Here is a 23,918-nt window from a genome sequence, read left to right as displayed (position 1 = left end):
GTGCAGGAGTTAGCGCAGCTGCATCATCTCTATCAGGTGGTGCTTTGCAAGGTGCTGCAAATGGAGGCGAAAAGCACGTTTATAGCTTTTGTGAGATGTGCTCTTCAAGGTGTCCTATCGAAGCAAAAGTCGTTGATGGTAAAGTTCGCTTTTTAAGTGGCAATCCAAAAGCTGGTGGCACGGCAACCTCTCTTTGTGCAAGGGGTGGTTCAGGCTTAAGTCAGCTCTATGATAAAAATAGGATCAAAAAGCCGTTAATCAGAGCTGGCGAGAGAGGCGAAAATAAATGGCGCGAGGTTAGCTGGGACGAGGCGCTTGACTATGTCGCTTCAAAGATGCTTGATATCAAGCAAAAGTATGGCCCTGAAAGCTTTATATTTACCTGTAAAAGCTCGCAAACGCATAAGCTAATGGTAAATTTCGCCTCAGCTTATGGCTCTCCAAACTGCTTTTCGCACTTTTCATGCTGTCCGATCACCTACCAAATGGTCTGCGAGCAGATGTATGGCATCGCTAAGCTAAAAAGAGACTTTGCAAATGCAAAATACGTTGTAAATTTTGGTCACAACCTCTTTGAGGGCATCGTCATAGCTGATGCCAAAAAGCTTGCTAAATTTGCAGCTAGCAAGGACACAAAGCTACTTGTGCTTGAGCCAAGATTTAGCGTTGTAGCTGCAAAAGCTGATGAGTGGCTACCAGTTAAACCTGGCACTGATCTAGCATTTGTGCTAGCACTCATCAACACTTGGATACAAAATGGCACTTACGATAAAGAATTTATTGAGAAATTTACAACTGGCTTTGATGAGATTGTTAAAAGCGTAGAGGGCAAAACGCCTGAATGGCAAGAGACAATCACTGGCATAAAAGCAAGTGATGTTAGACGCATCGCTGATGAAATTTATAAAGCTGCTCCAAGAGTTATTTTTGATTTTGGGCATAAGACAACTACCACAAGAGCTGAATACATGAGGACAAAAGCCATCATGGTGGCAAATGCGATGATGGGCAACTGGGAGGTTAAGGGCGGCCTTTTTGGTGGCAAAAATGCAAAGACTTTTAACAAGCTAGTTGGCGAGGATAAATTCCCAGTTCTTAAAAACCCAGATGATAAATTTAAAGTGCCAAAAGTTACCAGACTAGACTTTGCTGGCGAGGCTGGAGCGCATAAATTTGTAAGCAGAAAACATGGCGTTTTGATGGATATAGATAACGCTATCTTAAACGAGAAGCCATACGCCATAAAAGGCTGGTTTAACATCCGCTTTAACCACCTCATAAACGTGGCTGAAACGATGAAGAGTATAGAGGCGATGAAGAAGCTTGAGCTCATCGTAGTAAGCGATGTCTATCTAAACGATATGGCGACCTTTGCTGATGTCATCTTGCCTGAGAGCAGCTACCTTGAGCGCGACGAGGGTATAGAGGACAAGTCAGGTCTAAAACCAGCTTATATGATAAGAAATAAAGTCGTTGATCCAGTTGGCGACACGAAGGACGGGGCGTTTATCTTTAGAGAGCTAGCACGCCGCATGAAGATAGATGAGCTTTACACTTGGAACGACATACGTGAGTTTAGGATGCAACAAGCTGGTGGAGATGTAAATTTACTTGCAGCACTAGAAAAAGATGGCTTTATCACGTGGGATGAGCCGGGGATTTTGTTTAGAGAAAAAGGCATGATTGATAAATTTGTCGCTAAATATCCAGTCGCTTCTAAATTTGTAGGAGAAAATGGGCTAATGGACGATATGGCCAAGCTTAAAACAAAAAGCGGCAAGATAGAGCTATTTTTACCTGACGTTGAGGCGCAGTTTGCAGGATATGGCGCGCTAAATGACAAAGATATGGACACATTTGACGGACACGAGCTTTGCTTAACCTGTGGCAAAACGCCTGTCCATACTAACGGCCACACCCAAACAGTGCCATTTTTAAATGACCTCATGAGCGATAGCCCTATCTGGATCAATCCAAACACCGCTAAAAAGCAAAATTTACGTGACGGTGACATGGTTTTGGTCAAAAATAAATTTGGCGAACAAAAGGGCAAGCTTATGGTGACTGAGGGCATTAGAGAAGATACGCTCTTTATCTATCACGGCTTTGGACACATCACGCCAGGCCTTAAGAGCATAGATCACGTGGGACTTAACACAAGCGTGCTTCTTGATCCAGCTGAGGGTCCAGTGGCTGCGACTATGGTTACAAATGTTGGCGTTAGCATAAGTAAAGCGTAAGGATAGAAAATGAAAAAATATATGATGATACATGATGAAAATTTATGCATCGGCTGTCAAGGCTGCTCGGTAGCTTGCAGAAGTGCAAACAACGTGCCAAGGGGACTTTACCGCTTGCAGGTGCATGCAAAGATGAGTGGGACATTTCCAAATTTAAAGACTGACTTTTTACGTCAAAGCTGCGTTATGTGCGAAGACGCACCTTGTGTTGAGGTTTGCCCAACTGGCGCTAGCTTTAAAACGGCTGATGGCGTGACACTGCTTGATCATAGAATTTGCGTTAGTTGCAAATACTGCATCCTAGCCTGTCCATACGACGCTCGCTACGTCTTGCCAGATGGCGAGATAGGCAAATGCACATTTTGCTATGAGAGCAGGCTAGAAGAGGGCAAAGACCCAGCTTGTGTTAGCGTCTGCCCTACAAATGCCCTAACTTTTGGCGACGTAAATGATGAAAACTCTAAAATTTCAAAGAAACTAAAAGAGAGCAAATACTACTTGCCAAAAGCGGAGTTAAAGACAAAACCTCTACTTGCAATGATCGCAAACACAAAAGGAGCACACAATGAATAGCATGTCAGGAAGTCTAGCTCAATACACTGAAATTTACTGGGGCTGGCCAATAGCTTTTTATCTATTTTTAGCAGGACTTAGTGCAGGTGCTAGCATCGTTGCTGTGCTTATATCAAATAAATTTGGCAAGGATAACTACTACTTTAAAGCAGCCGCTCTTATCGCTCCAGTGGCGATCGTCCTTGGACTTGCTCTTTTGGTGGTTGATCTTGGCAAGCCGCTTAGCTTTTACTGGATACTTTTGCTTTATAACTTCGACTCAGTTATGTCAATAGGCGTTGCATTGCTTCTAGTTTATACTCCACTAAGCGTTGTATACGCAGTTGGTGCGTTTAAAAATGAGACCTCGTCGCTTAAAATTTCTCTTTTTGACGCGCTTGCAAATTTAGCTAGTAAAATTTCAGGCTTGCTTGGAGTTTTACTTTTCATCTTAGGCATCGGTGTTGGCGCATATACTGGCTTCTTGCTAAGTGCAGCTCACAAGATCGCACTTTGGAACACACCAGTTTTGCCACTATTATTCTTAGTCTCTGGCTTAAGCTGTGCTGGTGCATTTACGCTGCTTCTTGGCGTGCTAAAAGATGAAACAAGAGAGCAAAACCAAACTGCACACTTTTTATTAAAATTTGACTTTTTTGCGATAATAGTCGAGTTTTTGCTAATAGTTGCTCTTTTTATGGTTGTAAAAGGTGCAAGTGCAAGCGGCGCAAACACAGTTGCAAACGCACTAAGCGCAAATTCTCTTGGCTTGATGTTTTATGTAGGTGTTATTGGTTTTGGTATGGCGTTGCCTATCATTTTAGACTTAAGCGTTTTAAAGGTGCATGATTTCAAACGCGAATTTGCCGTGCTTAACGCTATTTTAGTCATTTGTGGTGTCTTTTTGCTAAGATATTACATAGTCTATGCAGGACAAATTTTTATTTAATACTTAAAAAAGAATTTTAATTTGAAATTTACCTATTAAGTATTAAAATAGATACAATTCTTATTAAAGTTTGTTTTTTAGGAGAGCGTTTTGAAGATTTTGCTTTTAGAAGATGATTTGGGGTTTCAAGAGAGCGTCTGTGAGTTTTTACAGACGCTTGGTTATGAAGTTACAGCGGTGAGCGACGGTCAAGAGGCTTGCGATCTGATAGAGAAAAATTTCTATCACCTTTTTATACTTGACATAAAAGTGCCTGGAGTAAATGGTCACGAAGTCATCAAGTATATAAGAAGTCTAAATCCAAACGCTCCTATCATGATAACGACATCTTTAGTTGATATTGATGATATGGCGATTGGCTACGAACTTGGCTGTAATGAGTATCTAAAAAAGCCATTTGAGCTTGCTGAGCTTAAATTTAGAGTTGCTGAGCTTATGCGAAAATACTATGGCACTGACGATAAAAACATAGTTAAGATAAATGACGAGTTTAGCTTTAACCTAAACAAGCGTGTGCTATATAAAAACGACAAAGCTGTTGATCTTAGTGCAAAAGAGGTCGCTTTGGTCGAGTGCCTGGTCTCGCACCTAAATTCTTACGTCAGTATGGAGGAGCTTAGAGATCTTGTCTGGAATGACAAAGATATAGAGGGCGCTGATATAAGAATGCACGTTTTAAAGATAAGAAACAAGACAACAAACGACTTTATCATCTCAAAGAGGCGCATAGGCTACAAGATAGATGCACAAGAGCTTTAAGATCCAGATCATAGCGACATTTGTCATAATGTCGCTTTTTTGCTTTCAAAGCTTTGTGATCTTAAATTTAAGCCAGAAAAACAGCAGCTCAAAAGCCCTTTTTGGTGCTATGAAGCATGAAACCATCATCAAAAATTCATTTCTAAAAAACGAAAATATAGCTAGCTCATTAAAATATAAATTTGCGATTTACGACGTAAATTTTAAACCCATCATCTCAACCCTTACCAAAGAGCCAAGCAGCTTTAAATTTGTAACTCTAGAAGAGGGCGGGTACCTTTTTTACAAGAGCTTTTTTATAAAAGATAAGACCCCTTACTACATCGTCGTAGAAAAGGAGCTTGATAATAAAAAGAGCCTCTTTTTAACAGCTATCATGCTGCTTGTTATCCTTGTGGCAGTACTATTTATCGTCTATTTTTTATATCTAAGCAGCGTTAAGCCTTATAAAGAGTTTCAAAAGTATATGAATAATTTCTTTAACGACGCTATGCACGAGCTAAAGACACCCCTTGGCGTGGCTGGCATGAACCTTGAGATGCTGGGGCTTGAAAACAAGTATATAACCCGCATCAAAAACGCCCTAAAACAGATGCAAATAACCTACGAAGATGTCGAGTATTTCATAAAGCGTGGCTACATCAAATTTCCACTTGAGAGGCTAAATTTAGGCGAGTATGTTAAAGAGCGAGTGAAATTTCTCTCAAGCGTGGCGGAGGTCAAGAGTATCGAGATAAAGACAAATTTAGCAAGCGAGGCATTTACTATGCTAAGCAAGGTCGAAGCTCAGCGCATCATCGATAACACCATCACAAACGCCATAAAATACAGCCCAAAAGAGAGTGAGATAATAGTAAATTTAGAGCTTGAAGCAGATCGCATAAATCTTAGTGTGCAGGACTTTGGCAAGGGGATAAAGGACGTCAAAAGGGTCTGGAAAAGATACGTGAGAGAGGATGAAATTCAAGGCGGTTTTGGTCTTGGGCTAAATATCGTCAGTGAAATTTGCCAAAAACATGAAATTTTATACGGCGTTGATAGCGTTTATGGCGTGGGCAGCACCTTTTACTATAAATTTAAACGAGCTTAGATTAAGCATAAAAGCGTAAAATGAAGCCTTAAATTTAGAAGGAAAAACTTTGGATAGAATCGTTGAAATCGAAAAAGTAAGCTTTGAAAATGACTTTGAAGTCTCGCTTAGACCTAGCAAATTTGAAGACTACATCGGTCAAGAAAAGATAAAACAAAATTTAGACGTCTTTATAAAAGCAGCCAAAAAGCGAAATGAGTGCCTAGATCACGTGCTATTTTACGGCCCTCCAGGACTTGGTAAAACCACCCTTGCTCACATCATCGCAAACGAAATGGGCGTAAGTATCAAAATGACCGCAGCGCCGATGATAGAAAAGAGTGGTGATCTTGCGGCGATCCTTACAAATTTACAAGAGGGCGACGTGCTTTTTATCGACGAGATACACCGCTTAAGCCCAGCTATCGAAGAGGTGCTTTACCCTGCGATGGAGGACTTTAGGCTTGACATCATCATAGGCTCAGGGCCTGCAGCTCAGACTATCAAGATAGATCTGCCAAAATTTACGCTTATCGGCGCAACGACACGTGCTGGCATGATCTCAGCGCCTTTAAGAGACCGCTTTGGGATGGACTTTAGGCTGCAGTTTTATACAAGCAGCGAGCTAAGCCGCATCGTGCAGATCGCCTCAGCCAAACTTGGCAAAGAGTGCGATAAAAACGCCTCTTTAGAGATCGCTAAACGCTCACGTGCCACGCCAAGGATCGCTCTTAGGCTGCTAAAGCGAATTCGCGACTTTGCCGAGGTAAATGACGAGCAAATCATCAGCCACGAGCGTGCAAAAGAGGGGCTTAATGCGCTTGGTGTAAATTCGCTTGGATTTGACGAGATGGATATTAGGTATTTGGAAATTTTGATGCAAGCAAGGCGCCGTCCTATGGGGCTTAGCACGATCGCTGCGGCACTTAGCGAGGACGAGGGCACGGTTGAGGATGTCATCGAGCCATATCTGCTTGCAAATGGCTTTATCGAGCGCACAGCAAAAGGCAGGATCGCTAGTGCGAAGTGCTTTGAGACCTTTAACGTTAAGATCGACATCGAAAAAGGGCTTTTTGAGTAGCGAAATTTAAATTTGGAGCAAAAATGGGCGAGCCACATCTTTGTCCTAAGTGCGAGCAAAGGACGATTTACTTTGACGGGATCTGCTACTGGTGCAGGCAAAAAGAGAAGCTGGAATTTTACGAGGGCTTAAGCGAGGACGAGATCAAAAATAGGCAGAAAAATATCCTCGCTCACATTGACGAGCTAGATAAATTTGATGAAATTTACAGCGATCTCACATATATTTTTTATCTACATGGCATTTGCGACGAGCAGATCATCGAAGAATTGACAAAAAACGGCGAGTACTACCCACCTGAAATTTACAAAAAGGCCTCAGAAGGGCTTAGAGATGAGCTTATAAAGAGACTTTCAAGCGAAGAAAATATAGTCAAGCTAAATCACATCCTTTCGGCACTTGCCTGGCAGGGCGATGAGGTAGTAAGGGAGCTATTTTTTAGGCTTTATGGTGCGCCAAAGCCTTGGAAGACGAAGCTTTATGCCGACACTGATGGATACGCGCAGGTTGCTGGCTGGAGCTTTGATAGCAGTGGCAAGAGAAGAAGCCTAGTTTTTGATAAGTGCTTTACCTGCCAGCCAAGCCAAAGCGCAGAGGCAAGCGTTAAATTTAAAGCAGCAAATGATGAGAAATGTAAATTTTGTAGCGGCGAGATGATAGAGCTCACCATCAAAAAGGAGAGCCTAAAGCAGTTTGGCTTGGAGCTTAAAAATGACGCTGTGCTTAAATTTTGTCCGACCTGCGTTGGCTTTGTGCAGTACTTTTGCCAAAATGATGGCAATAACGTGCAAACTGACACCGTTGGAGAGGGCGAGAGCGAAGACTATGTAAGAGACGCTGTGGCGGTGCTTGACGGGCAAAAATTTGAGCTAGCAAACGAGGTCTGTATGCACTATGCGGCTATGATCGATGGCGAAATTTTGCTTGGCGGATATCCGCAGTGGCAGCAAGACAGCGAGTATCTAGCATGCCCAAAATGTGGTAAAACGATGAAATATCTAGCGCAAATTCCTTTTGGTGGCTTGATAGACGGCGAGGGCATGATCTATATGCAAATTTGTGATGAGTGTGAGATTGTCGGAGCAAATTTTCAGTGCACGTAAAAGGCTAAATTTATAGGAGCTTTTGAGCTAGAAAATTTAAGTAAGGCATAAATTTATCTGAATTTGCTAAGCATCAGTGCCACGCTAAAATGCCAAAAGCTCACTCCTTGCAAATTTGGTGCCAAAGCGTTTTAGCAAATTTATCAAGCAAATGAGTAGCTTTGATAAATCTGCTATAATTACCCCATTTTAAGGGAGCGAGATGAATAATAGGCTGTTTTTTGGAATTTTTGCGTTTTGTGCTTTGGCTTTGGTGGTCTATCTTTTTAAACCATTTTTACTTGACATTTTTATCGCAGCGCTGCTAGCGGTGGCTGTTGCAAACGTGCAGATCGCATTTTTAACGCTTACTAAAAACCGCAAAACGCTCTCGTCAGGTCTTACGACATTTGCACTTCTTTGTTTATTTATCGCGCCGCTTCTTTACGCAGTCGTGGAGATCGCAAAATACGCAGCTGGCTTTGACATAAACAACGTCACAAAGACGATCGAGTTTATCAAAAACTACGACTTTAGCCTGCCAGAGTCGATAAATTTCTTAGAGCCAAAGATCAAGGAATTTATAGGTGGGCTTGATATCAAGATGCTATTTTCGCAAGTCGCTGCTAATCTTGCAAATTTAGGCAAACTAAGCCTTAAATTTGGTGTTGATATGATCATCATCCTGGTCTTTTTCTTCTTTTGCAACCTTTACGGCAACGAGCTTATAAACTACCTAAAAGAGGCGCTTCCGCTTAAAAAAGAGGACACTGAGTCGATACTAAGCGAGGTTGGCAACGTGATGGGCGTCGTTTTTTACTCAACCATCGCAAATATGATCATCCAAGGCTTTTTATTTGCCATTATCACCAGTTTTTACGGCTATGACGGCGTGCTAACTGGCATATTTTTTAGCTTCGCTTCACTCATCCCAGTCGTTGGTGGCTTTTTGGCGTGGGCACCTATTAGCATTTATGAGTTTGCAAATGGCAACACAGCAGCCGCTATCACGATCGCACTTTACACCATCATCGTGATCTCGTTTGGCGCTGATACCTTGCTAAAGCCGCTTGTCATTAAATTTATAAACTCAAAACTAGTCAAGATACCAACAAAGATAAACGAGCTACTCATCTTTTTTGCGATGATCGCTGGTATCACGACGTTTGGCTTCTGGGGCGTCATACTTGGCCCTGCGATCGTGACATTTTTTATCTCAACGATCAAGCTTTACACGCTTTTGCGAGAGAGAAATTTCGTATAAAATAGGGGTAAAATATGATATATGAAGATAAATTTATAAGAGTAGAGCGCGAAGAGAACGAGCTTCCGTGGGTGAAAATTTTTACCGTAAAGCCATACAGGGAGCTAAGTGAGTGTGACGAAGCGAGTAGGGCTAGGCTTTTTGAGGCGATGCTGGTGGCTGAAAAGGCGATGCTTGAGTTTTATAAACCAACTAAAATAAACATCGCAAGCTTTGGAAACTACGTGCCACACGTGCATATTCACGTTATTGCGAGATTTGAAAACGATGCATTTTTCCCAGATAGCGTTTGGGCTAGCCCCAAAAGAAAAAGCGAGCTTGAGCTACCTAAATTTGATGAATTTGCTAAAATTTTAGAAAAAAAACTAAGGCTTAGTTTTGAGTAAATACAAAAAATATTTTAATATCTATATCGCCCTAATCGTTTTTGCGCTGCTTGGTAGCCTATTTTACTTTCTTTATAGCTCATACATGGCTGAAAAAAAGCAAAACAATATGCGTGTCTTTTTTGACTACCATGTAAAGCAGCTAAACAAAAGCATTGATGACGCGAAATTTTCATCAATGGCGATCTCGATCTTGCTTGCTCAAAATGAGTCTATACAGATGTGCTTGCTAGGTCAAAACCGCGACGAGTGCGTAAAAAATATTGAAAATTTGACAAAAACTCTTGGCGCAGCGTCGATGTATAACAACATCAAACTTCATCTTTACGACAAAGATCTAAAAAGCTACGTAAGAAGCTGGGATCTAAACAGATATGGCGATATGATCGCTAGTGGCAGGTTTTTAGTCCAAGAGTCAAGGCGTCAAGATAGGCCCATGGTTGGCATCGAAGCGTGGTATGCTGGGGTGCTTATAAGGGCTGTTTCAAATGTGATGCATGAGGGTAAAAATATCGGTAGCATCGAGGTTTTGCTAAACTACGACTCACTTGGAAATTTCTATAAAACGCAAGGCATCGACCTCTTTGTGCTCCTATCAAAAGATAAGATGCCAGCACATAAAAGCGCGCCGAGTGATCAAATTTTGAGTGATTATTACATCGAAAATTTAAGCAGTGCAAATTTAAATATAGTTGGAATTTTGCGTGACATCGACCTTAAAAAGTATGAATTTTACGTATATAAGACGCACTATTTTTGCGTGGTGCCGCTACTTGATGCTAGCAACACGCAGATAGGCTACTACGTCCTTCACGTAAATACCGACGAAAAAGAGCGAAACATCTCACAAAATTATCTTGAATCAGAAGAGCTTTTTTAAATTTAAAAAGTATGCTCTAGCACTTTAGTGTTGCTAGAGCTTTTTGCAGAATTTTTATAAATTTGGAGTATAAATTTAACCCTTATACGAAAACTCTTCGCTTGGGAAAATTTTGTTTTTTACTTCGTCAGTGTAGCTTTGCACGCCTTTTCGCACAAGAGCGGCTCCGTCAAGATAGCGCTTAACAAATTTAGGCTTAAAGTCCTCGAAAAATCCCAGCATATCAGACCAGACAAGCACCTGTCCGTCTACGTCCGCCCCAGAGCCTATGCCCACAACTGGCACACGAACCTGCCTTGTTATCTCACTTGCTACGTTGCTAAGCGTGCCCTCAAGCAGTATGCTAAATGCGCCAGCTTGCTCAAATGCCAAAGCCTCTTCAACTAGCCTTTTTGCCTCAAGCTCGCTTCTGCCTTTTATCTTATATCCGCCCTCAAATTTAAAAAACTGCGGCTTTAGTCCGATGTGAGCCATCACGTTTATACCCTCTTCGCAAAGGCGTTTTACTAAATTTACCTGATGCATGCCAACTTCAAGTTTCACCGCATCGGCATTTGTCTGCTTAAAAAATTTCATCGCATTTTTGATCGCTTGTTTTTCGTTTGTGTAGCTGCCAAATGGCATATCAGCTAGGATAAAAGTCTTTTTAGCCCCAGCGCAAACGGCCTTTGTGTGATAAAGCATGGTGCTCATATCAGCACTTAGCGTGCTCTCTTTCATATTAAAGCTCATGTTTAAGCTATCGCCAACAAGGATAATGTCAGCGTAATCATCAAAAATCTTCGCAAATAGCGCATCATAGGCAGTTATCATCACGATAGGTTCGACGCCTTTTTTGTTTTTTATATCATTTATAGTGAGTTTTTTCTTTGCGATTTTTTCATCTTTCATGGCTGAGTCCGGTAAATTTTGTGATAATGCTAACAATTTTATCAAAATTTTGCTACAATTACGCCAATTTCTTAAGGACATGAAAATGGGTATATTAAAAAGGCTTGAAGTCGATTATTCTTACGATATAGTTGAGGAGTTTCTCTCCCACTACACTTTGATGTGCGATTTACTAGAGCCTTTGATAATAAATTTAGGAAGAGCTGACAAGTATAAGGAGAGCATTTTAGAGCTTTCTAGGATCTTTCACAATATCAAATCAGCAGCAGGTTTTATGCATCTTGACCCGATCTTGAAACTAACGACTTTGGCTGAAGAGGTCACTCAAGAGGCTAGAAGCTTAAAAGGTCCAGCAAATGATAAATTTATAGATTGGTTGCTGCTTATTAGTGATCAGTTTCATAAATACAAAGGTGACGTCGAGAAAGACCTAGAGTATTTTAGCGTCCTTGAGCCAAAGATCATTGACGTACCTGCAAAGCTTGACTAAACAATCCAACTAAACCATTTCATTTTTTATGGGAGCGACTTGGCTTCGACAGGAGCAGAGTGTGTACGGTGGCACGTCGCTTTGAGCAAAGCGTAAAAAGCTCAAATTAAATTTAAACGCAAACAACGTTAATTTCGCTCCTGCTTACGCTAAAGCTGCGTAAGTTCAGTTGAGCCTCGCTTTGTCTCATTCTAGCTAGGATGTAAGCGAGTAATTTAGCTAGAGTAGGCCAGCAAAGTGACTGCTTGCTAGCTGAAATTTTAGTCTTAGTCTAAATTTTGGTTTTGGAAAGTGAGCCTTTTTAGATGAAATTTTCACTTTTGCTAAGCGTGTAGAGGCTGTATGGATTTTGCTTTTGGACAGGGGTTCGATCCCCCTCGCTTCCACCATCTTACTTTAAATTTCTCTTAAATTTACTTACTTTTTAAAATAATATAAACTAAAATAACACAACTCATATAAACAAAGGAGAGGGATATATTTTGGGAATTTGATGATGTTGGTAAATTTAACGAAGGTTTTGCTTGGGTTGAAAAAGATGGTAAATGGGGTTATATAAACACCAAAGGATGTTCTGTTATTTTTGACGAAGGCAAAAAATGAGATAGGGGTGTTTGATAAGGTTATAGACAGGTCAAATAACACTTTCTACTTATCACGACTAGATAATAAATTTGGACTTTTGGATGAAAACTTTAATGTCGTTATCAAAAATAGCATTTATGGTAAATTTGAGGTGCTTCAAAGGATAAATGAAACTACCTTTTTGATAAAAATAGCAGAGCGAGAACTTTTTGTGGATAGCGAAGGGAATTTCAGATAAGCTAACTACAAAAGCTTTGCCAGCCAGTTAAATTTAACTTGGCTGGTTTTTTATCTAAGCTTTGTCTCGAAAAATGCGTTAAAAAGCGAGTTTATGCCTTGCTTTGTAAATTTCTCCATTATCTTTTCGATCTGCGGTTTTTCTTGCCAGACGGGCTCATCTACAAGGCTCATTTTTGCTAGCTCATTTTGAGCGTCTATGTAGCTACCAAGGCTATCTATTAGCCCCATTTTTAGGGCATTGTGAGCCAAAAAGACCCTTGCGTTTGCCCACTCGTCTTTTTTATTGATGTCTAAATTTCTAGCCTCCGCCACGTCGCTTACAAAGAGCATGTAAGCGTCATTTACGAGCCCTTGCAAGCTCTCACGCTCCTGCTTGCTCCAGCTCCTCATAAAAGTGCCAGCCTCTTTAAACTCGCCAGCCTTCACCACCTGCTCGCTCACGCCTAAATTTTTGGCTAAATTTTCGATGTTTGCCCCTTGCATGATGACGCCGATCGAGCCTATGAAAGCGCCTGGGTTTGCGACGATAGTGTCGGCATTTACGCCAGCGTAGTAGCTGCCACTTGCCATGTTGCCAGCTGCGTATGCGAGCACTTTTTTACTCTCTTTTAGTCGCTTGACCGCCATGGCTAGCTCCACGCTAGGGCTTAGCGCGCCGCCTGGGCTGTCGATGTAGAGTAGCACGCCTTTGATGTTGCTATCAAGCCTTGCTTTTTCGAGCGCATCTAAAATTTCGCTTGTGTCCATTATCGTGCCGGTGATGTCTATGCGGGCTAAATTTGGCTCTTTCATCTTGCTATCTGGCGCTAAAATAAAAAATAAGATGAGTAAAAATATGAGCGCCTTAAAGTAGTTGTTGATAAATTTAAAAATTCCCAAAAATCCTCTAAAAATAAGCCTTAAAATTTGCAAATTTTGCCTCCGATATATAGTTTTTTAGCCTCGTTTGTATGAAGTATTAGCTGAAGTATTAGCTCGCTATCATCGCACTCTAGGTCGTTATAGATTGCGATATCAGCCGCGAGTCCAGCCCTTATCTCGCCGTTATTTGTCCTAAGTGCCTTTGCGCCCCCGTGCGTTGCAGCGACAAAAAGCCTGGTGGCAAGCTCGTTTAGATCAAGGCTCGCGTGGGTAAATAGGGCGGTTCTTAGTTCATGCCAGAAATTTAGGCTGATATTTGAGCTAAGGCCGTCTGTGCCGATATTTAAGCTGACATCATTTTTAAAAATTTCTTTTAAATTTAACGCCTTTTTGCCAAGTAGCCTGTTTGAAACGGCGCAGTGCGTCACGCTGTGATGAGGCTTAAATTTAGCAAAATCGCTCACATAAACGCAGTGCGTAAAGAGGGTATTTATCTCACGAAACATCGTAAAGTAGCTCTTCGCGTCATACATTGGCTTAGGGTCTTGGCTAAATCTTAAAAGATGCTTTTTAAAGCCACCGCTGCCACACTCTAGCCACTGCTTTTCAGCTTTGCTCTCTAAAAAGTGCGTGCTTACAAGAAGACCATCCTTTTTAGCTATCTCAAGGGCGGCTTTGGCTAGCTTTGGATGCACGGAGTAGGGCGAGTGCAGCGAGATGGCTGGGGTGAAATTTTGGCTTTTATAGCTCTTTGTTTTTTCAAATTTAGCTAAGAAATTTTGCAAATTTTGCTGAACCATCTGCTCATTTGAGCCTAAAATTTCACTAAAAAGCACGACTTTTAGCGGACTAGCGGCTAAAATTTCAAGCTCCGAGCCAAAGCTAGATATCTCGCCAATGGCGCAAACTCCGCTTTTTAGCAGTGAATTTATGGCTTCATTCATCGCCTTTTTAGCGTCCATTTTAGCTAGCTCACCGCCTTTATCAACGATAGAGCCAAGCCACTTTATAAAGTCGCCATATTTTAGAGTGCTAACGTTTGAGCTAAACTCCAAATGAACGTGCGTATTTACGAACGCTGGGGCTATCACGCTCTCACCAAAGTCGAAAATTTTGGCCTCTTTAAATTTCTTTTGTGCCTCTTTTTCGCTTGTAATTTCTAAAATTTTATCACCTTCAATGACAACACAAGAATTTCTTAAAATTTTTGGATTTTCTCCGCCAGTGATGATCTTTTTTGCTTTTAAAATTTCCATTTCTAGCCTTAAATTTTTGTTATTGTAGCGAAAATTTAGGAACGAAAATGTATAATTTGGGCTATTTAATCAAAAAGGAGTGACATGGATAAGAAGCTAAAAATAATGGTTATCCAAGGCCCAAATATCAACATGCTTGGCGCTAGAGAGCCAGGAATTTACGGCGTTATGAAGATGGAGGATATCCACTCTCAAATGAAGATCGTTGCCGATCAAAATGACGTTGAGATCGAGTTTTTTCAAAGCAACCTTGAGGGCGAGCTAGTCGATAAGATCCAAGAGTGCTTGGGTGATGCTGACGGCATCATCATAAACCCAGCCGCTTACACTCACACATCTATTGCTATCCGTGACGCGCTAAGTGCGGTTGCGCTGCCAGTTATCGAGGTGCATATCAGCAACGTTTATAGAAGGGAAGAGTTCCGCCACAAAAGCCTCATCGCACCAGTTGCAGCAGGCCAGATCGTGGGCTTTGGACCAGTTGGCTATCATTTAGCGATGATAGGCATGCTTCAAATTTTTGAGCAAATCAAAGCAGTAAGAGCAAATCAAAAAGCACAATGAATTTCATCTTAAAGGACGAAAACGCCGTATTTTACGAGTGCGGCTATAGCTGCGACAATGAGTTTTTGCTATGCGTTGATGGCGTGAAATACTTTTTCACGGACGCGAGATATTATTTTGAGGCAAAAAGCTGTGTAAATGCAGGCGTAGTCGTTCTTTTGGCTCAGAGAAATTTAATAAACGAGGTTAGGGCATTTTTAAGAAAGATGAAACCAAACAGACTCGTTTTTAACCCTGACGAGCTAAGTATCAGCGAGTTTGACGCACTTAGCAAGGGTTTTAAGATAAATTTCAAGCCAAAGGCAAATTTCTCTAGGCTAAAGAGAATTTGCAAGAGCGAAGATGAGATAAAAATTTTAAAAAAAGCTAGCGAATTTGGGGCGAAATGCTTTGACGAATTTGCTAAATTTGTGCGTGAAAATGGCGATGGGATGAGTGAGAAAGAGCTTCATTTTAACGCCTCGCTTATCTTTAGGCAAAAAAATGAGCTAGGTCTTAGCTTTGATCCGATCGTGGCGATAAACGAAAATGCCGCAAAGGCACATGCGCTGCCTGGGGATAAAATTTTAAAAAAAGGTGACTTGCTGCTACTTGACGCTGGGGTTAAATTTAAGCGTTACTGCTCTGATCGCACCAGAACTGCTTGCTTTGATGAAAATTTTAACTTCTCAAAGGAGCAAAAATTTAAAAAAGCAAAGATGCAAGAAATTTACGAGATCGTAAAAGAGGCTCAGGCTGCTGCGATAAAGGTCGCAAGAGCTGGCGTTAGGGCGTGCGAGATAGACTTTGCAGCAAGAAGTGTGATAGCAAAGGCTGGATATGAAAAGGCCTTTTTCCACTCGACAGGACACGGTGTGGGTGTCGATATACACGAGCTTCCAGTCATCTCAGCAAGGAGCGAAACGCTCATAAAAGAGGGCATGGTCTTTAGCGTGGAGCCTGGAATTTATTTAGAAAATGAATTTGGCGTGCGTATCGAGGATGTGGTGGTCGCAAGAGAAGGTGGGTGCGAGATCTTATGAGGCTAGCTGGAGCAAGAAAGATCGTAAAAAGCCGTTTTTGCCCTAGTTTTTTTCAAAAAAGAGATGAGTTTAAGTATGAGGCGCTAGTTGGCATGGGTGGCAACATCGGCGATAGCGCAAAGAGGTTTGATAAATTTATAAGAGCGATTAGTGAAGATAGGCGTTTTCATGTGGTTGAAGTCTCGCCGATCCTTATAAATGCGGCGTTTGGCTACGAAGCGCAGGATGATTTTAGTAACGCTGTTATAAATTTACAAACATCTATGAGCCCTAGAAATTTGCTAAAAATTTTGGGGCACTATGAGAGTAAATTTAAGCGCGTGAGGACGTTTAAAAATGCGCCACGCACGCTTGATCTGGATATTTTGTATTTTAGTAAAAAAGTATATAAGACGCCGCGCCTTATCGTCCCGCACCCAGGGGCTAGCAAGAGGCTTAGCGTGATCGTGCCACTAGGGCTTATGAGAGGTTAAAGGATATAAATGGCTACAAAATTTCATACTTTTACAGGCGAGAGCACCATCGAGGCTTTGAAAAAGGCTCAAGAGGCGTGCGGCGAGAAGGCCATACTCGTCACTACAAAGCAAATTCAAGCCAAAACGATAAACAAAAAGCCGCTTTATGAAATTTTAGTAAGCGTCGAAGAGGACGAGGTAAAGCAGCCACCAAAGCCAAATGTAAAAGCAATAAACTATGAAAATGCCTACTCTAAATTTAGTAAAAACTACGAGCCGCCAAAGCCAAAATTTGAGATAAAAGAAGAGCCTGCTAAATTTGAGGCAAAGACGACGTCACCTGAGCCTTACGACCCAAATGAGAGCGTACTTTTAAATATCTCAGACGTCGCAAAAGAGATAAGTGCGATCGCAAATGTCGATATGAACGAGATAAAAGAGCCAAGCACAAATGGTATGAATAAAAAAATAGACGACGTAGCAAAGCAAGTAAGCGTGCTAAGCGAGAAAATAGTGCTGATAACTGACATGATCTGGGACGAAAAAGCCCCAAATCGCAACAATCTCTCGATCCCGCCAGAGTTTGCTACTATCTATAAGCTCGCAAAACAAAGCGGCATGAAAGAGGAGCATCTAGAGGCGATCATGCAAACGACGCTTGAAAATTTGCCTGTTTCTATGAAAAGCAACCCAACCGCGGTAAAAAGGTACTTCTACTCGCTTTTGCGAAATATGCTGCCTTGCAGAAAAGAGCTAAGTGATAAAAAACAGCGCATAATGATGCTAGTTGGCCCAACTGGAGTTGGCAAGACGACGACTCTTGCAAAGCTCGCGGCTCGTTTTGCTTACGGCAACGAAAAGCGCTATAAAACGGGCATCATCACGCTTGATACGTACCGTATCGGGGCAGTCGAGCAGCTATTTCAGTACGCTAAGATGATGAAGCTACCGATCCTTGACGTCATAGAGGTCGAAGACTTTCAAAACGCCATAAAGCAGCTTAGCTACTGCGACGTGATACTAATTGACACCACTGGAAATTCGCAGTATGACAAAGAAAAGCTTGAAAGACTTGATAAGTTTTTAAAGCATAGCGGCGCAAAGATCGATGTAAATTTAGTCCTCTCAGCTGGCTCAAAGGTCGAGGATCTAATAGAAATTTATAATGGATTTTCATTTTTGGAGATCGACACTTTAATAATCACCAAATTTGACGAGACCAAAATTTTTGGCAACGTATTTTCGCTGATCTATGAGACAAACACACCAGTTAGCTACTTTAGCGTGGGTCAAGAGGTGCCTGACGATCTTGTGGAGGCAAAGAGCGAATTTTTAGTAGAGTGCGTGTTTGACGGCTTTACAAAGCAAAAGGCTAGCGATGAATAACCAAGCGCAAAAACTACAAAATTTAGTCCAGTCTCAAAATAAGGCTAAAAATACGCATTTTATAGCGATTACAAGCGGCAAGGGCGGCGTTGGCAAGAGCACGATAAGTGCAAATTTGGCAAATATCTTGTCGCAAAATGGCTATAAAGTAGGGCTTTTTGACGCTGATATCGGCCTTGCAAACCTTGATGTTATCTTAAACGTTAAAATGGGCAAAAACCTGCTTCACGTGCTAAAAGGCGAATGCAGTTTAAAAGATATCTTGATACCTATAAATAAAAATCTCATCCTCATCCCTGGTGAGAGCGGCGATGAAATTTTGAAATTTAACAATCAATTTTTATTTGAGAGATTTTTAGATGAGGCTAGCGAGCTTGATGGGCTTGACTTTTTGATCATCGACACTGGAGCTGGCATAGGCGGCAGTACGCAGCTCTTTTTAGAGGCGGCTGACGAGGTTGTCGTGGTAACTGTGCCTGACCCTGCGGCGATAACTGACGCGTATGCGGTCATAAAGATCGTCTCAAGGTTTAAAAATAACGAGCTTTTGCTTTTAAATATGGTAAAAAACGAGGCTGAGGCCACTAGAATTTATGAAAATGTAAAGCGAGTTGCAAATGCAAATATTGGGCCAAGCTTAAATTTAGAGCTAATTGGCTACGTGGCTTCTGATAAGAGCGTGGCAAGGAGTATAAAACAAAGGACGCTCTTTACAGATGACGAAGCTTACGGCTCTGCTAGCGTGCAGATCAAGCAGATAGCTTCGAATTTGCTTTATAGGTTGGAACGAAAAGTGCTTAAAGATGAGCAAAGCAGGAGCTTTGGGGGCTTCTTTAAGCGTTTGATAGAACAATTTTAATGGAGATTGAGCTTTGCGTGCAGAAAATTTTATAGCATTTTTTACGGTTTGTGGATTTTTCATAGGCATAGTTTTTACCTTGCTAAAGGTGAGCGAGCCTATCGAAATGCTCGTTTATACGCTAGTTATTACTTTATTTTTTTACCTTATAATTCACATCGTGATAATGAACTACGTCGATGTAAAAAGGACTTTGAAGAAATTTTTTGACAAGCAAAGACATGAGGAGATCGCAGACTATCTCATCTCTGAGCTAAACGTTAGGGAAAAACGGATGGAAAATATCATGCTAAAAGTAACCACCGAAAATTTAGACTCTGGTAAGCAAAATGTACGAACTAAAGCAAAAGCAGCTTAACGCTTATAAAAGCACCATTAAAAAAGAGCAAGACGAGATCGTCTTAAAATACATGCCAGCTCTGCGCGCGATGGCGTTTAGGCTAAAGGAGCGCTTGCCTTCAAGCATCGACGTAAACGACCTTATAAGCGTTGGCGTTGAAGAGATGATAAAGCTTAGCAGGAAGTATGACAAAGAGCAAAACGACTCATTTTGGGGATATGGCAAAAAGAGAATTTATGGCTCGATGCTTGACTACCTTAGAGCGCTTGATGTCGTTAGTAGAAGCGACAGAAAGCTAGTAAAGAGCATAAATACCGAGATAGATAACTACTTTAATACACACGAAGAAGAGCCAAGCGACGAGTATCTGGCTGAAAAGCTAAATGAAGATATCGAAAAGATAAGAGAGGCAAGGGGTGTTAGTGGCATCATTACCATTTTGCCGATCGATGAACAAATGGAACTAATCGGTCAAAGCGATGTTGAAAAAAGCGTAGAAAAAGAGGATCTTATCTTAAAGATCGAAAGTGCGCTAAAAGACTTTGATGAGCGTGATCAGATGATCGTTCAGCTTTACTACTATGAAGAGCTAAATTTAAAAGAGATCAGCGAGATAATGAACATCAGCGAGAGTAGAATTTCACAAATTCATAAACGTTTGCTTGATCGCATCAGACGCAGCTTGGGGGTTTAATGGCTGATATTTTAAGTCAAGAAGAGATAGATGCGCTACTTGAAGTCGTCGATGAAGACGGCGATACGAGCAATATCGAGATAGAAGAGAGCCCACAAGGCGAGCAAAAGCAGATCATTATCTATGACTTCAAGCGTCCAAACCGCGTCAGTAAAGAGCAGCTTCGTGCGATAAAAGGTATCCACGACAAGCTTGCTAGAAACCTAGCTAGTCAAATTTCAAGTGTCATGAGAAGTATCGTCGAGCTTAGGCTTCACAGCGTCGATCAGATGACATATGGCGAGTTTTTGATGAGCTTGCCAAGTCCAACTAGCTTTAACGTCTTTTCGATAAAGCCACTTGATGGAAACTGCATTTTAGAGATAAACCCAAGCATAGCTTTTCCTATGATAGACCGCTTACTTGGCGGAACTGGTGAAAATTTCGAGGCAAACAGAGAGCTAACTGACATCGAGGTAAATTTACTTGATGCGGTGCTTAGGATGATCATGCAGCGTCTAAAAGAGAGCTGGTCGATGATAACTGATATGTATCCAAACGTCGAGGCTAAAGAGAGTAGTCCAAACGTCGTGCAGATCGTATCTCAAAATGAGATCGTCATCATGGTCGTTATGGAGATCATCGTTGGCGGCTCAAGCGGCATGATAAATTTATGCTATCCGGTCATCTACCTAGAGCCGATCCTATCGCGCCTTGCAAACAGGGACATCATGCTTGGCGAAACTAGCGCTAAAAAGAGTAGAAACAAAGAGCTAAAAACTCTAATAGGCCGTGCCGAGGTGCTTTATGAAGCAATTCTTGGTAAGTCGATAGTGAGTGTAAATGAGTTTTTAAATTTAAAAGAGGGCGATATCTTAAGGCTTGATAGAGGCGCTGATGATAAAGCGATCGTTTGCATCGATAAAAAAGAGGTATTTTTAGCTGAAGTTGGGCTTCATAGATTTAGAAAGTCTATCAAGATCGAGCAGCTAATCCGCTCTGATAAAGACGAGATCAAACACATCCTAGAAAAATACGAAGAAGAGCGAAAAGCAAAACTAATGGCATACGACGAGGCCAACGAACACAACAACGAAGAAGAGAGCGAAGATAATGACGAATGAATTTTTTAACATCTTTTCAAATGAGCTAAAAGCGACCATCGAAGGGCTGACGGGCAGAGCGCCAGAGATCGGCGAGAGAAATGAATTTGACGCGCCAGCGCAAAATGGCATAAAACCGCCAGTTGTCATGGCTAGTGTGACATTAAGTGGTGACATCAACGCAAAAGCAGAGATTGCCTGCACACCAGTGCTTATAAGCGCGGTTAGCGAGTGGATGATGGGCGAGGAGGAAATTTCACGTAATGAAAACCTCGGAAGCGACGAGCTTGATGCTGCAAAAGAGATATTTTCAAACCTCTTTAGCGCCTTTAGCACCTCTCTTGGAGCGCAAAAGGGCATGCCAAAGATCAGCTTTGAGGTGATAAATGTAAATTTCTTAGATGAAAACTCATCGCTTGATTTTAGCGTTTTTGAAAAGCTTTTTTTGTTTAACATAAAGATCGAGGATCTAAATGAGCACGTGGCTTTTGTCTGCGATCACACGCTTATGAGATTTTTTGAGCCTGCTAAAAGTGAGCCAGCAGATGGTGCAAAGGCTCAAGCTGCTCCTCATGCACTAAAGGGCGAATTTAGCGCAGAAGAGATGAGAAACATCGGCCTTATCATGGACGTAAGGCTACCAATGCGCGTTCGTATCGGCTCAAAAAGGATGCTCTTAAAAGATGTGCTCACTATGGATATAGGCTCAGTCATCGAGCTAAATCAGCTAGCAAACGACCCGCTTGAAATTTTGATAGGAGATAAGGTGATAGCCCTTGGCGAAGTGGTCATAATAGACGGAAACTTCGGCATCCAGATCACACAGATAGGCTCAAAACGCGAGAGGCTTCAGCAGTTAAAATAATGAATGAATTAGTAAATGATCTCTTAAAATTTCCAAGCGTTTTAAAGTATAAAAATAAAAATGTAACCTTCTTTGGCTCAGCTAGATTTGATGAAGAAAATTTCTACTGCAAAAAGGCATACGAGCTAGCTTACAAGCTAAATGAGCTAGGTTTTGCCATCTTAACTGGCGGCGGAGATGGCATAATGAGAGCGGCAAATAAGGGTGCATTTGACAGCGCAAAGTCCCCTAGTGTTGCACTAAACGTGAGACTGCCGTTTGAACAAAATACAAATCCATACGTCACAGCAAAATATCTCTTTTCAAATTTAAGCCCAAGAAAATTTGCCCTAACTGATAGCTCTATCGCATTTGTCGTCTTTCCTGGCGGCTTTGGCACGCTTGATGAGCTATTTGAAATTTTGGTGCTAGCTCATGTTGGCAGCAAAAAAGTGAAAATTTTTCTTTATGGATGCGAGTTTTGGCAAGGGCTTGATGAGTTTATACGAAAGACGCTGATCCCTCAAAAAACGATAAATGAAGAAGATCTAAATTTATATAAAATCACCGATGATCTGGAGCTTATCGTAAGCGAAATTTTGGCTATTTAAAAATAAGATATAAAATATCGCCTTTAAATTTAAAAAAGGTAAAAATATGAAAATAATGGTTGCAATGAGCGGCGGCGTAGATAGCACGATGACGGCTAAATTTCTGCAAGAGGCTGGACATGAGGTGCAAGGCTGCTACATGATGCTTCATCAAAAGCCAGGATATCACGAAGAAAACATCAGAAAAGTCAAAAAAGTGGGCGAATATCTTGGCATCAAGGTACATATCCTCGATCTGCAGGATAAATTTAACGAATATGTCTATGACCCATTTGTCAGGCTCTACAAAGAGGGCAAGACGCCCAATCCTTGCGCCTTGTGTAATAAATTTATAAAGCTTGGTGCGCTACTTGACTTTGCAAAGGCAAATGGCTGCGAGAAGCTTGCTACTGGGCATTACGTGCAGGTGGTTGATGGTTTTATAACCTGCGCCAAAGATCCTAGCAAGGATCAAAGCTACTTTTTAGCTCAGGTGCCAAAAGAGGTGCTAAAAGATGTCATTTTCCCGCTCGGGGATAAATTTAAAAAAGATATAAAAGAGCTAGCAAGAGGCGTAAAAGTGCTTGAAGAGTTCGCTACGCAGGCAGAAAGCAGTGAAATTTGCTTTGTAGAAAATACCTACATCGAGGTTTTAAACAAGCACTACAACACAAATTTACCAGGCAATGTGGTCGATAAAGATGGCAATATCATCGGCCGCCATCAAGGCTACATGCACTACACTATCGGCAAACGCCGTGGCTTTGAGGTTTTTGGTGCTCATGATCCGCACTTTGTCATCAAGATAAACGCTGATAAAAACGAGATCGTTGTCGGCACAAAGGATGACCTTGCTCAAAAGGTGGTCGAGCTTGAAAACGTAAATTTATTTATAGATGAAGATAAATTTGAGTGCGAAACAAAGATAAGGTATAGAAGCCCTAAACTTGAGGCTTTTGTAGAGGTTGATAAAGCTAACAAAACTGCAAAACTAACGCTAAATCAAAACGCACTTGGCGTAGCACAAGGTCAGCTTTGCGTGATGTATGATGGTGATCGTGTCATCGCAAGTGGCTTTATAAAGAACTAAGCGCCTCTTTTATCACCTTAACGTGGCTAAATTCTGGCTCTTTGACAGCAGTTAGAAGCGCCACGTTTTTATACTCTTTTTCTAGCTTCTTAAGCTCCTTTAGCCCCTCTTGCTCCTCTTTGCCATTTAGCTCTTGCCTAAATCTTTTGCAAAATTCATCAAACCTAGCCTCCTTATCCTCATGAAACCATGACCTTAGCTCATTTGATGGAGTGACTGATTTTAGCCAGATAAAGGCAGAAAATATCTCTTTTTTTACGCCTCTAGGATATAGTCTATCGATAAAGACACCTTTAAAACTCTCGTCGTCGCTTTTAATAAAGTCGTAAATTCTACATATCTTAAACATGCTTGTTCTCTTAGTCCTCATAAATTTATAAATATAAACTGGTTTTAAAATTTTGTTT

28 protein-coding genes and 1 other RNA gene are annotated in these 23,918 nt (G+C 41.4%); 25 read left to right on the top strand and 4 right to left on the bottom strand.

Annotation, left to right across the window (positions count from 1 at the left end):
* The 10 genes from phsA to CYP77_RS05420 form a co-directional block, all read left to right on the top strand.
* A partial coding sequence (gene phsA, locus CYP77_RS05465) for a thiosulfate reductase PhsA (RefSeq protein WP_103599711.1) occupies positions 1 to 2,240 on the top strand: 2,240 nt, incomplete at its 5' end.
* 9 nt (positions 2,241 to 2,249) lie between these two features.
* Positions 2,250 to 2,813, top strand: a complete 564-nt coding sequence (locus CYP77_RS05460; RefSeq protein ID WP_103566270.1) for a 4Fe-4S dicluster domain-containing protein — start codon at positions 2,250 to 2,252, stop codon at positions 2,811 to 2,813.
* The gene (gene nrfD / locus CYP77_RS05455; RefSeq protein ID WP_103566274.1) at positions 2,806 to 3,741 is read left to right on the top strand and encodes an NrfD/PsrC family molybdoenzyme membrane anchor subunit; all 936 of its coding nucleotides are present in this window, start codon (positions 2,806 to 2,808) and stop codon (positions 3,739 to 3,741) included. Before CYP77_RS05460 ends, nrfD begins: the two co-directional genes overlap by 8 nt.
* Before the next feature lie 90 nt (positions 3,742 to 3,831).
* Positions 3,832 to 4,500, top strand: a complete 669-nt coding sequence (locus tag CYP77_RS05450; protein ID WP_021087309.1) for a response regulator transcription factor — start codon at positions 3,832 to 3,834, stop codon at positions 4,498 to 4,500.
* The gene (locus CYP77_RS05445) at positions 4,484 to 5,590 is read left to right on the top strand and encodes a sensor histidine kinase (RefSeq protein ID WP_103566278.1); all 1,107 of its coding nucleotides are present in this window, start codon (positions 4,484 to 4,486) and stop codon (positions 5,588 to 5,590) included. Before CYP77_RS05450 ends, CYP77_RS05445 begins: the two co-directional genes overlap by 17 nt.
* A gap of 49 nt (positions 5,591 to 5,639) precedes the next feature.
* Entirely contained in the window at positions 5,640 to 6,650 is a 1,011-nt protein-coding gene (gene ruvB / locus CYP77_RS05440; RefSeq protein ID WP_012140129.1) for a Holliday junction branch migration DNA helicase RuvB, read from the top strand.
* Between the two features lie 23 nt (positions 6,651 to 6,673).
* Positions 6,674 to 7,753 carry a cytochrome C gene (locus tag CYP77_RS05435; RefSeq protein WP_103566284.1) on the top strand — a complete coding sequence of 360 codons (1,080 nt, stop codon included), beginning with the start codon at positions 6,674 to 6,676 and terminating at the stop codon, positions 7,751 to 7,753.
* A gap of 202 nt (positions 7,754 to 7,955) precedes the next feature.
* Positions 7,956 to 8,996: an AI-2E family transporter gene (locus tag CYP77_RS05430; protein WP_087583746.1), complete on the top strand. Its 1,041-nt coding sequence runs from the start codon at positions 7,956 to 7,958 to the stop codon at positions 8,994 to 8,996.
* Between the two features lie 14 nt (positions 8,997 to 9,010).
* Positions 9,011 to 9,382: an HIT family protein gene (locus CYP77_RS05425; RefSeq protein WP_103566288.1), complete on the top strand. Its 372-nt coding sequence runs from the start codon at positions 9,011 to 9,013 to the stop codon at positions 9,380 to 9,382.
* Positions 9,375 to 10,262 (top strand): cache domain-containing protein, encoded by an 888-nt coding sequence (locus CYP77_RS05420; RefSeq protein WP_103566290.1) that lies wholly within the window; start codon positions 9,375 to 9,377, stop codon positions 10,260 to 10,262. The genes CYP77_RS05425 and CYP77_RS05420 overlap by 8 nt, the downstream gene beginning before the upstream one ends.
* Positions 10,263 to 10,337: 75 nt before the next feature.
* Here CYP77_RS05420 and panB read toward each other — a convergent pair whose 3' ends face one another.
* On the bottom strand, positions 10,338 to 11,153 hold the full coding sequence (panB, locus tag CYP77_RS05415; RefSeq protein ID WP_103566295.1) for a 3-methyl-2-oxobutanoate hydroxymethyltransferase: 816 nt from the start codon (positions 11,151 to 11,153) through the stop codon (positions 10,338 to 10,340).
* An 85-nt stretch (positions 11,154 to 11,238) separates the two neighbouring features.
* On the opposite strand from panB, the gene CYP77_RS05410 reads away from it, so the two are divergent.
* From CYP77_RS05410 to CYP77_RS05395, 4 genes are all read left to right on the top strand, one after another.
* Positions 11,239 to 11,643 (top strand): hypothetical protein, encoded by a 405-nt coding sequence (locus CYP77_RS05410; RefSeq protein WP_004317574.1) that lies wholly within the window; start codon positions 11,239 to 11,241, stop codon positions 11,641 to 11,643.
* Between the two features lie 30 nt (positions 11,644 to 11,673).
* Positions 11,674 to 12,032: a transfer-messenger RNA gene (ssrA, locus tag CYP77_RS05405) on the top strand.
* 88 nt (positions 12,033 to 12,120) lie between these two features.
* Positions 12,121 to 12,246, top strand: coding sequence for a WG repeat-containing protein (locus CYP77_RS10370; protein ID WP_103566360.1), 126 nt, complete (start codon positions 12,121 to 12,123; stop codon positions 12,244 to 12,246).
* Positions 12,227 to 12,466: a ribonuclease gene (locus tag CYP77_RS05395; protein ID WP_103566300.1), complete on the top strand. Its 240-nt coding sequence runs from the start codon at positions 12,227 to 12,229 to the stop codon at positions 12,464 to 12,466. The genes CYP77_RS10370 and CYP77_RS05395 overlap by 20 nt, the downstream gene beginning before the upstream one ends.
* 50 nt (positions 12,467 to 12,516) lie before the next feature.
* On the opposite strand, the gene sppA is transcribed toward CYP77_RS05395, so the two are convergent.
* Complete coding sequence (gene sppA / locus CYP77_RS05390; RefSeq protein ID WP_103566304.1) at positions 12,517 to 13,380, bottom strand: signal peptide peptidase SppA; 864 nt, start codon at positions 13,378 to 13,380, stop codon at positions 12,517 to 12,519.
* Positions 13,368 to 14,585, bottom strand: coding sequence for an aminofutalosine deaminase family hydrolase (gene mqnF, locus CYP77_RS05385; RefSeq protein ID WP_103566309.1), 1,218 nt, complete (start codon positions 14,583 to 14,585; stop codon positions 13,368 to 13,370). Before mqnF ends, sppA begins: the two co-directional genes overlap by 13 nt.
* A gap of 84 nt (positions 14,586 to 14,669) precedes the next feature.
* Here mqnF and aroQ point away from each other — a divergent pair, with 84 nt between their 5' ends.
* The 11 genes from aroQ to mnmA are packed head-to-tail and all read left to right on the top strand — an operon-like array spanning position 14,670 to position 23,511.
* Positions 14,670 to 15,149, top strand: coding sequence for a type II 3-dehydroquinate dehydratase (gene aroQ, locus CYP77_RS05380; RefSeq protein WP_004317604.1), 480 nt, complete (start codon positions 14,670 to 14,672; stop codon positions 15,147 to 15,149).
* Positions 15,146 to 16,171 carry a M24 family metallopeptidase gene (locus CYP77_RS05375; RefSeq protein ID WP_103566311.1) on the top strand — a complete coding sequence of 342 codons (1,026 nt, stop codon included), beginning with the start codon at positions 15,146 to 15,148 and terminating at the stop codon, positions 16,169 to 16,171. Before aroQ ends, CYP77_RS05375 begins: the two co-directional genes overlap by 4 nt.
* The gene (gene folK / locus CYP77_RS05370; RefSeq protein ID WP_004317550.1) at positions 16,168 to 16,644 is read left to right on the top strand and encodes a 2-amino-4-hydroxy-6-hydroxymethyldihydropteridine diphosphokinase; all 477 of its coding nucleotides are present in this window, start codon (positions 16,168 to 16,170) and stop codon (positions 16,642 to 16,644) included. The genes CYP77_RS05375 and folK overlap by 4 nt, the downstream gene beginning before the upstream one ends.
* Before the next feature lie 9 nt (positions 16,645 to 16,653).
* A complete protein-coding gene (gene flhF, locus CYP77_RS05365; protein WP_103566314.1) occupies positions 16,654 to 18,012 on the top strand; it encodes a flagellar biosynthesis protein FlhF in 1,359 nt (452 codons plus the stop codon).
* Entirely contained in the window at positions 18,005 to 18,871 is an 867-nt protein-coding gene (locus CYP77_RS05360; protein ID WP_103566316.1) for a P-loop NTPase, read from the top strand. The genes flhF and CYP77_RS05360 overlap by 8 nt, the downstream gene beginning before the upstream one ends.
* A 13-nt stretch (positions 18,872 to 18,884) precedes the next feature.
* Positions 18,885 to 19,229 (top strand): hypothetical protein, encoded by a 345-nt coding sequence (locus CYP77_RS05355; protein WP_012140116.1) that lies wholly within the window; start codon positions 18,885 to 18,887, stop codon positions 19,227 to 19,229.
* Entirely contained in the window at positions 19,201 to 19,905 is a 705-nt protein-coding gene (locus CYP77_RS05350) for an RNA polymerase sigma factor FliA (RefSeq protein WP_004317527.1), read from the top strand. The genes CYP77_RS05355 and CYP77_RS05350 overlap by 29 nt, the downstream gene beginning before the upstream one ends.
* Complete coding sequence (gene fliM, locus CYP77_RS05345; RefSeq protein WP_012140115.1) at positions 19,905 to 21,008, top strand: flagellar motor switch protein FliM; 1,104 nt, start codon at positions 19,905 to 19,907, stop codon at positions 21,006 to 21,008. The genes CYP77_RS05350 and fliM overlap by 1 nt, the downstream gene beginning before the upstream one ends.
* The gene (gene fliY / locus CYP77_RS05340; protein ID WP_103566319.1) at positions 20,998 to 21,852 is read left to right on the top strand and encodes a flagellar motor switch protein FliY; all 855 of its coding nucleotides are present in this window, start codon (positions 20,998 to 21,000) and stop codon (positions 21,850 to 21,852) included. The genes fliM and fliY overlap by 11 nt, the downstream gene beginning before the upstream one ends.
* Positions 21,852 to 22,442: a TIGR00730 family Rossman fold protein gene (locus tag CYP77_RS05335; protein WP_012140113.1), complete on the top strand. Its 591-nt coding sequence runs from the start codon at positions 21,852 to 21,854 to the stop codon at positions 22,440 to 22,442. Before fliY ends, CYP77_RS05335 begins: the two co-directional genes overlap by 1 nt.
* Positions 22,443 to 22,458: 16 nt before the next feature.
* Entirely contained in the window at positions 22,459 to 23,511 is a 1,053-nt protein-coding gene (gene mnmA, locus CYP77_RS05330; protein WP_258032355.1) for a tRNA 2-thiouridine(34) synthase MnmA, read from the top strand.
* Here mnmA and CYP77_RS05325 read toward each other — a convergent pair.
* A complete protein-coding gene (locus CYP77_RS05325) occupies positions 23,498 to 23,860 on the bottom strand; it encodes a DUF488 domain-containing protein (protein ID WP_103557971.1) in 363 nt (120 codons plus the stop codon). The genes mnmA and CYP77_RS05325 overlap by 14 nt on opposite strands.
* Between the last annotated feature and the right edge of the window lie 58 nt (positions 23,861 to 23,918).

Source organism: Campylobacter concisus (assembly GCF_002913865.1).
GTDB classification, from domain to species: Bacteria; Campylobacterota; Campylobacteria; order Campylobacterales; family Campylobacteraceae; genus Campylobacter_A; species Campylobacter_A concisus_AM.
The sequence above is the reverse complement of the archived record's forward strand: the minus strand, read 5'-3'. Positions and strand labels throughout refer to the sequence as shown.

What these genes read in the sequence shown, in the direction of transcription:
- CYP77_RS05460 (WP_103566270.1), top strand. Translation starts at nt 2,250, where the DNA reads ATGAAAAAATATATGATGATACATGATGAAAATTTATGCATCGGCTGT.
- nrfD (WP_103566274.1), top strand. Translation starts at nt 2,806, where the DNA reads ATGAATAGCATGTCAGGAAGTCTAGCTCAATACACTGAAATTTACTGG.
- CYP77_RS05445 (WP_103566278.1), top strand. Translation starts at nt 4,484, where the DNA reads ATGCACAAGAGCTTTAAGATCCAGATCATAGCGACATTTGTCATAATG.
- CYP77_RS05435 (WP_103566284.1), top strand. Translation starts at nt 6,674, where the DNA reads ATGGGCGAGCCACATCTTTGTCCTAAGTGCGAGCAAAGGACGATTTAC.
- CYP77_RS05430 (WP_087583746.1), top strand. Translation starts at nt 7,956, where the DNA reads ATGAATAATAGGCTGTTTTTTGGAATTTTTGCGTTTTGTGCTTTGGCT.
- CYP77_RS05425 (WP_103566288.1), top strand. Translation starts at nt 9,011, where the DNA reads ATGATATATGAAGATAAATTTATAAGAGTAGAGCGCGAAGAGAACGAG.
- panB (WP_103566295.1), bottom strand. Translation starts at nt 11,153, where the DNA reads ATGAAAGATGAAAAAATCGCAAAGAAAAAACTCACTATAAATGATATA.
- CYP77_RS05410 (WP_004317574.1), top strand. Translation starts at nt 11,239, where the DNA reads ATGGGTATATTAAAAAGGCTTGAAGTCGATTATTCTTACGATATAGTT.
- mqnF (WP_103566309.1), bottom strand. Translation starts at nt 14,585, where the DNA reads ATGGAAATTTTAAAAGCAAAAAAGATCATCACTGGCGGAGAAAATCCA.
- aroQ (WP_004317604.1), top strand. Translation starts at nt 14,670, where the DNA reads ATGGATAAGAAGCTAAAAATAATGGTTATCCAAGGCCCAAATATCAAC.
- CYP77_RS05375 (WP_103566311.1), top strand. Translation starts at nt 15,146, where the DNA reads ATGAATTTCATCTTAAAGGACGAAAACGCCGTATTTTACGAGTGCGGC.
- folK (WP_004317550.1), top strand. Translation starts at nt 16,168, where the DNA reads ATGAGGCTAGCTGGAGCAAGAAAGATCGTAAAAAGCCGTTTTTGCCCT.
- flhF (WP_103566314.1), top strand. Translation starts at nt 16,654, where the DNA reads ATGGCTACAAAATTTCATACTTTTACAGGCGAGAGCACCATCGAGGCT.
- CYP77_RS05360 (WP_103566316.1), top strand. Translation starts at nt 18,005, where the DNA reads ATGAATAACCAAGCGCAAAAACTACAAAATTTAGTCCAGTCTCAAAAT.
- CYP77_RS05350 (WP_004317527.1), top strand. Translation starts at nt 19,201, where the DNA reads ATGTACGAACTAAAGCAAAAGCAGCTTAACGCTTATAAAAGCACCATT.
- fliM (WP_012140115.1), top strand. Translation starts at nt 19,905, where the DNA reads ATGGCTGATATTTTAAGTCAAGAAGAGATAGATGCGCTACTTGAAGTC.
- fliY (WP_103566319.1), top strand. Translation starts at nt 20,998, where the DNA reads ATGACGAATGAATTTTTTAACATCTTTTCAAATGAGCTAAAAGCGACC.
- CYP77_RS05335 (WP_012140113.1), top strand. Translation starts at nt 21,852, where the DNA reads ATGAATGAATTAGTAAATGATCTCTTAAAATTTCCAAGCGTTTTAAAG.
- CYP77_RS05325 (WP_103557971.1), bottom strand. Translation starts at nt 23,860, where the DNA reads ATGTTTAAGATATGTAGAATTTACGACTTTATTAAAAGCGACGACGAG.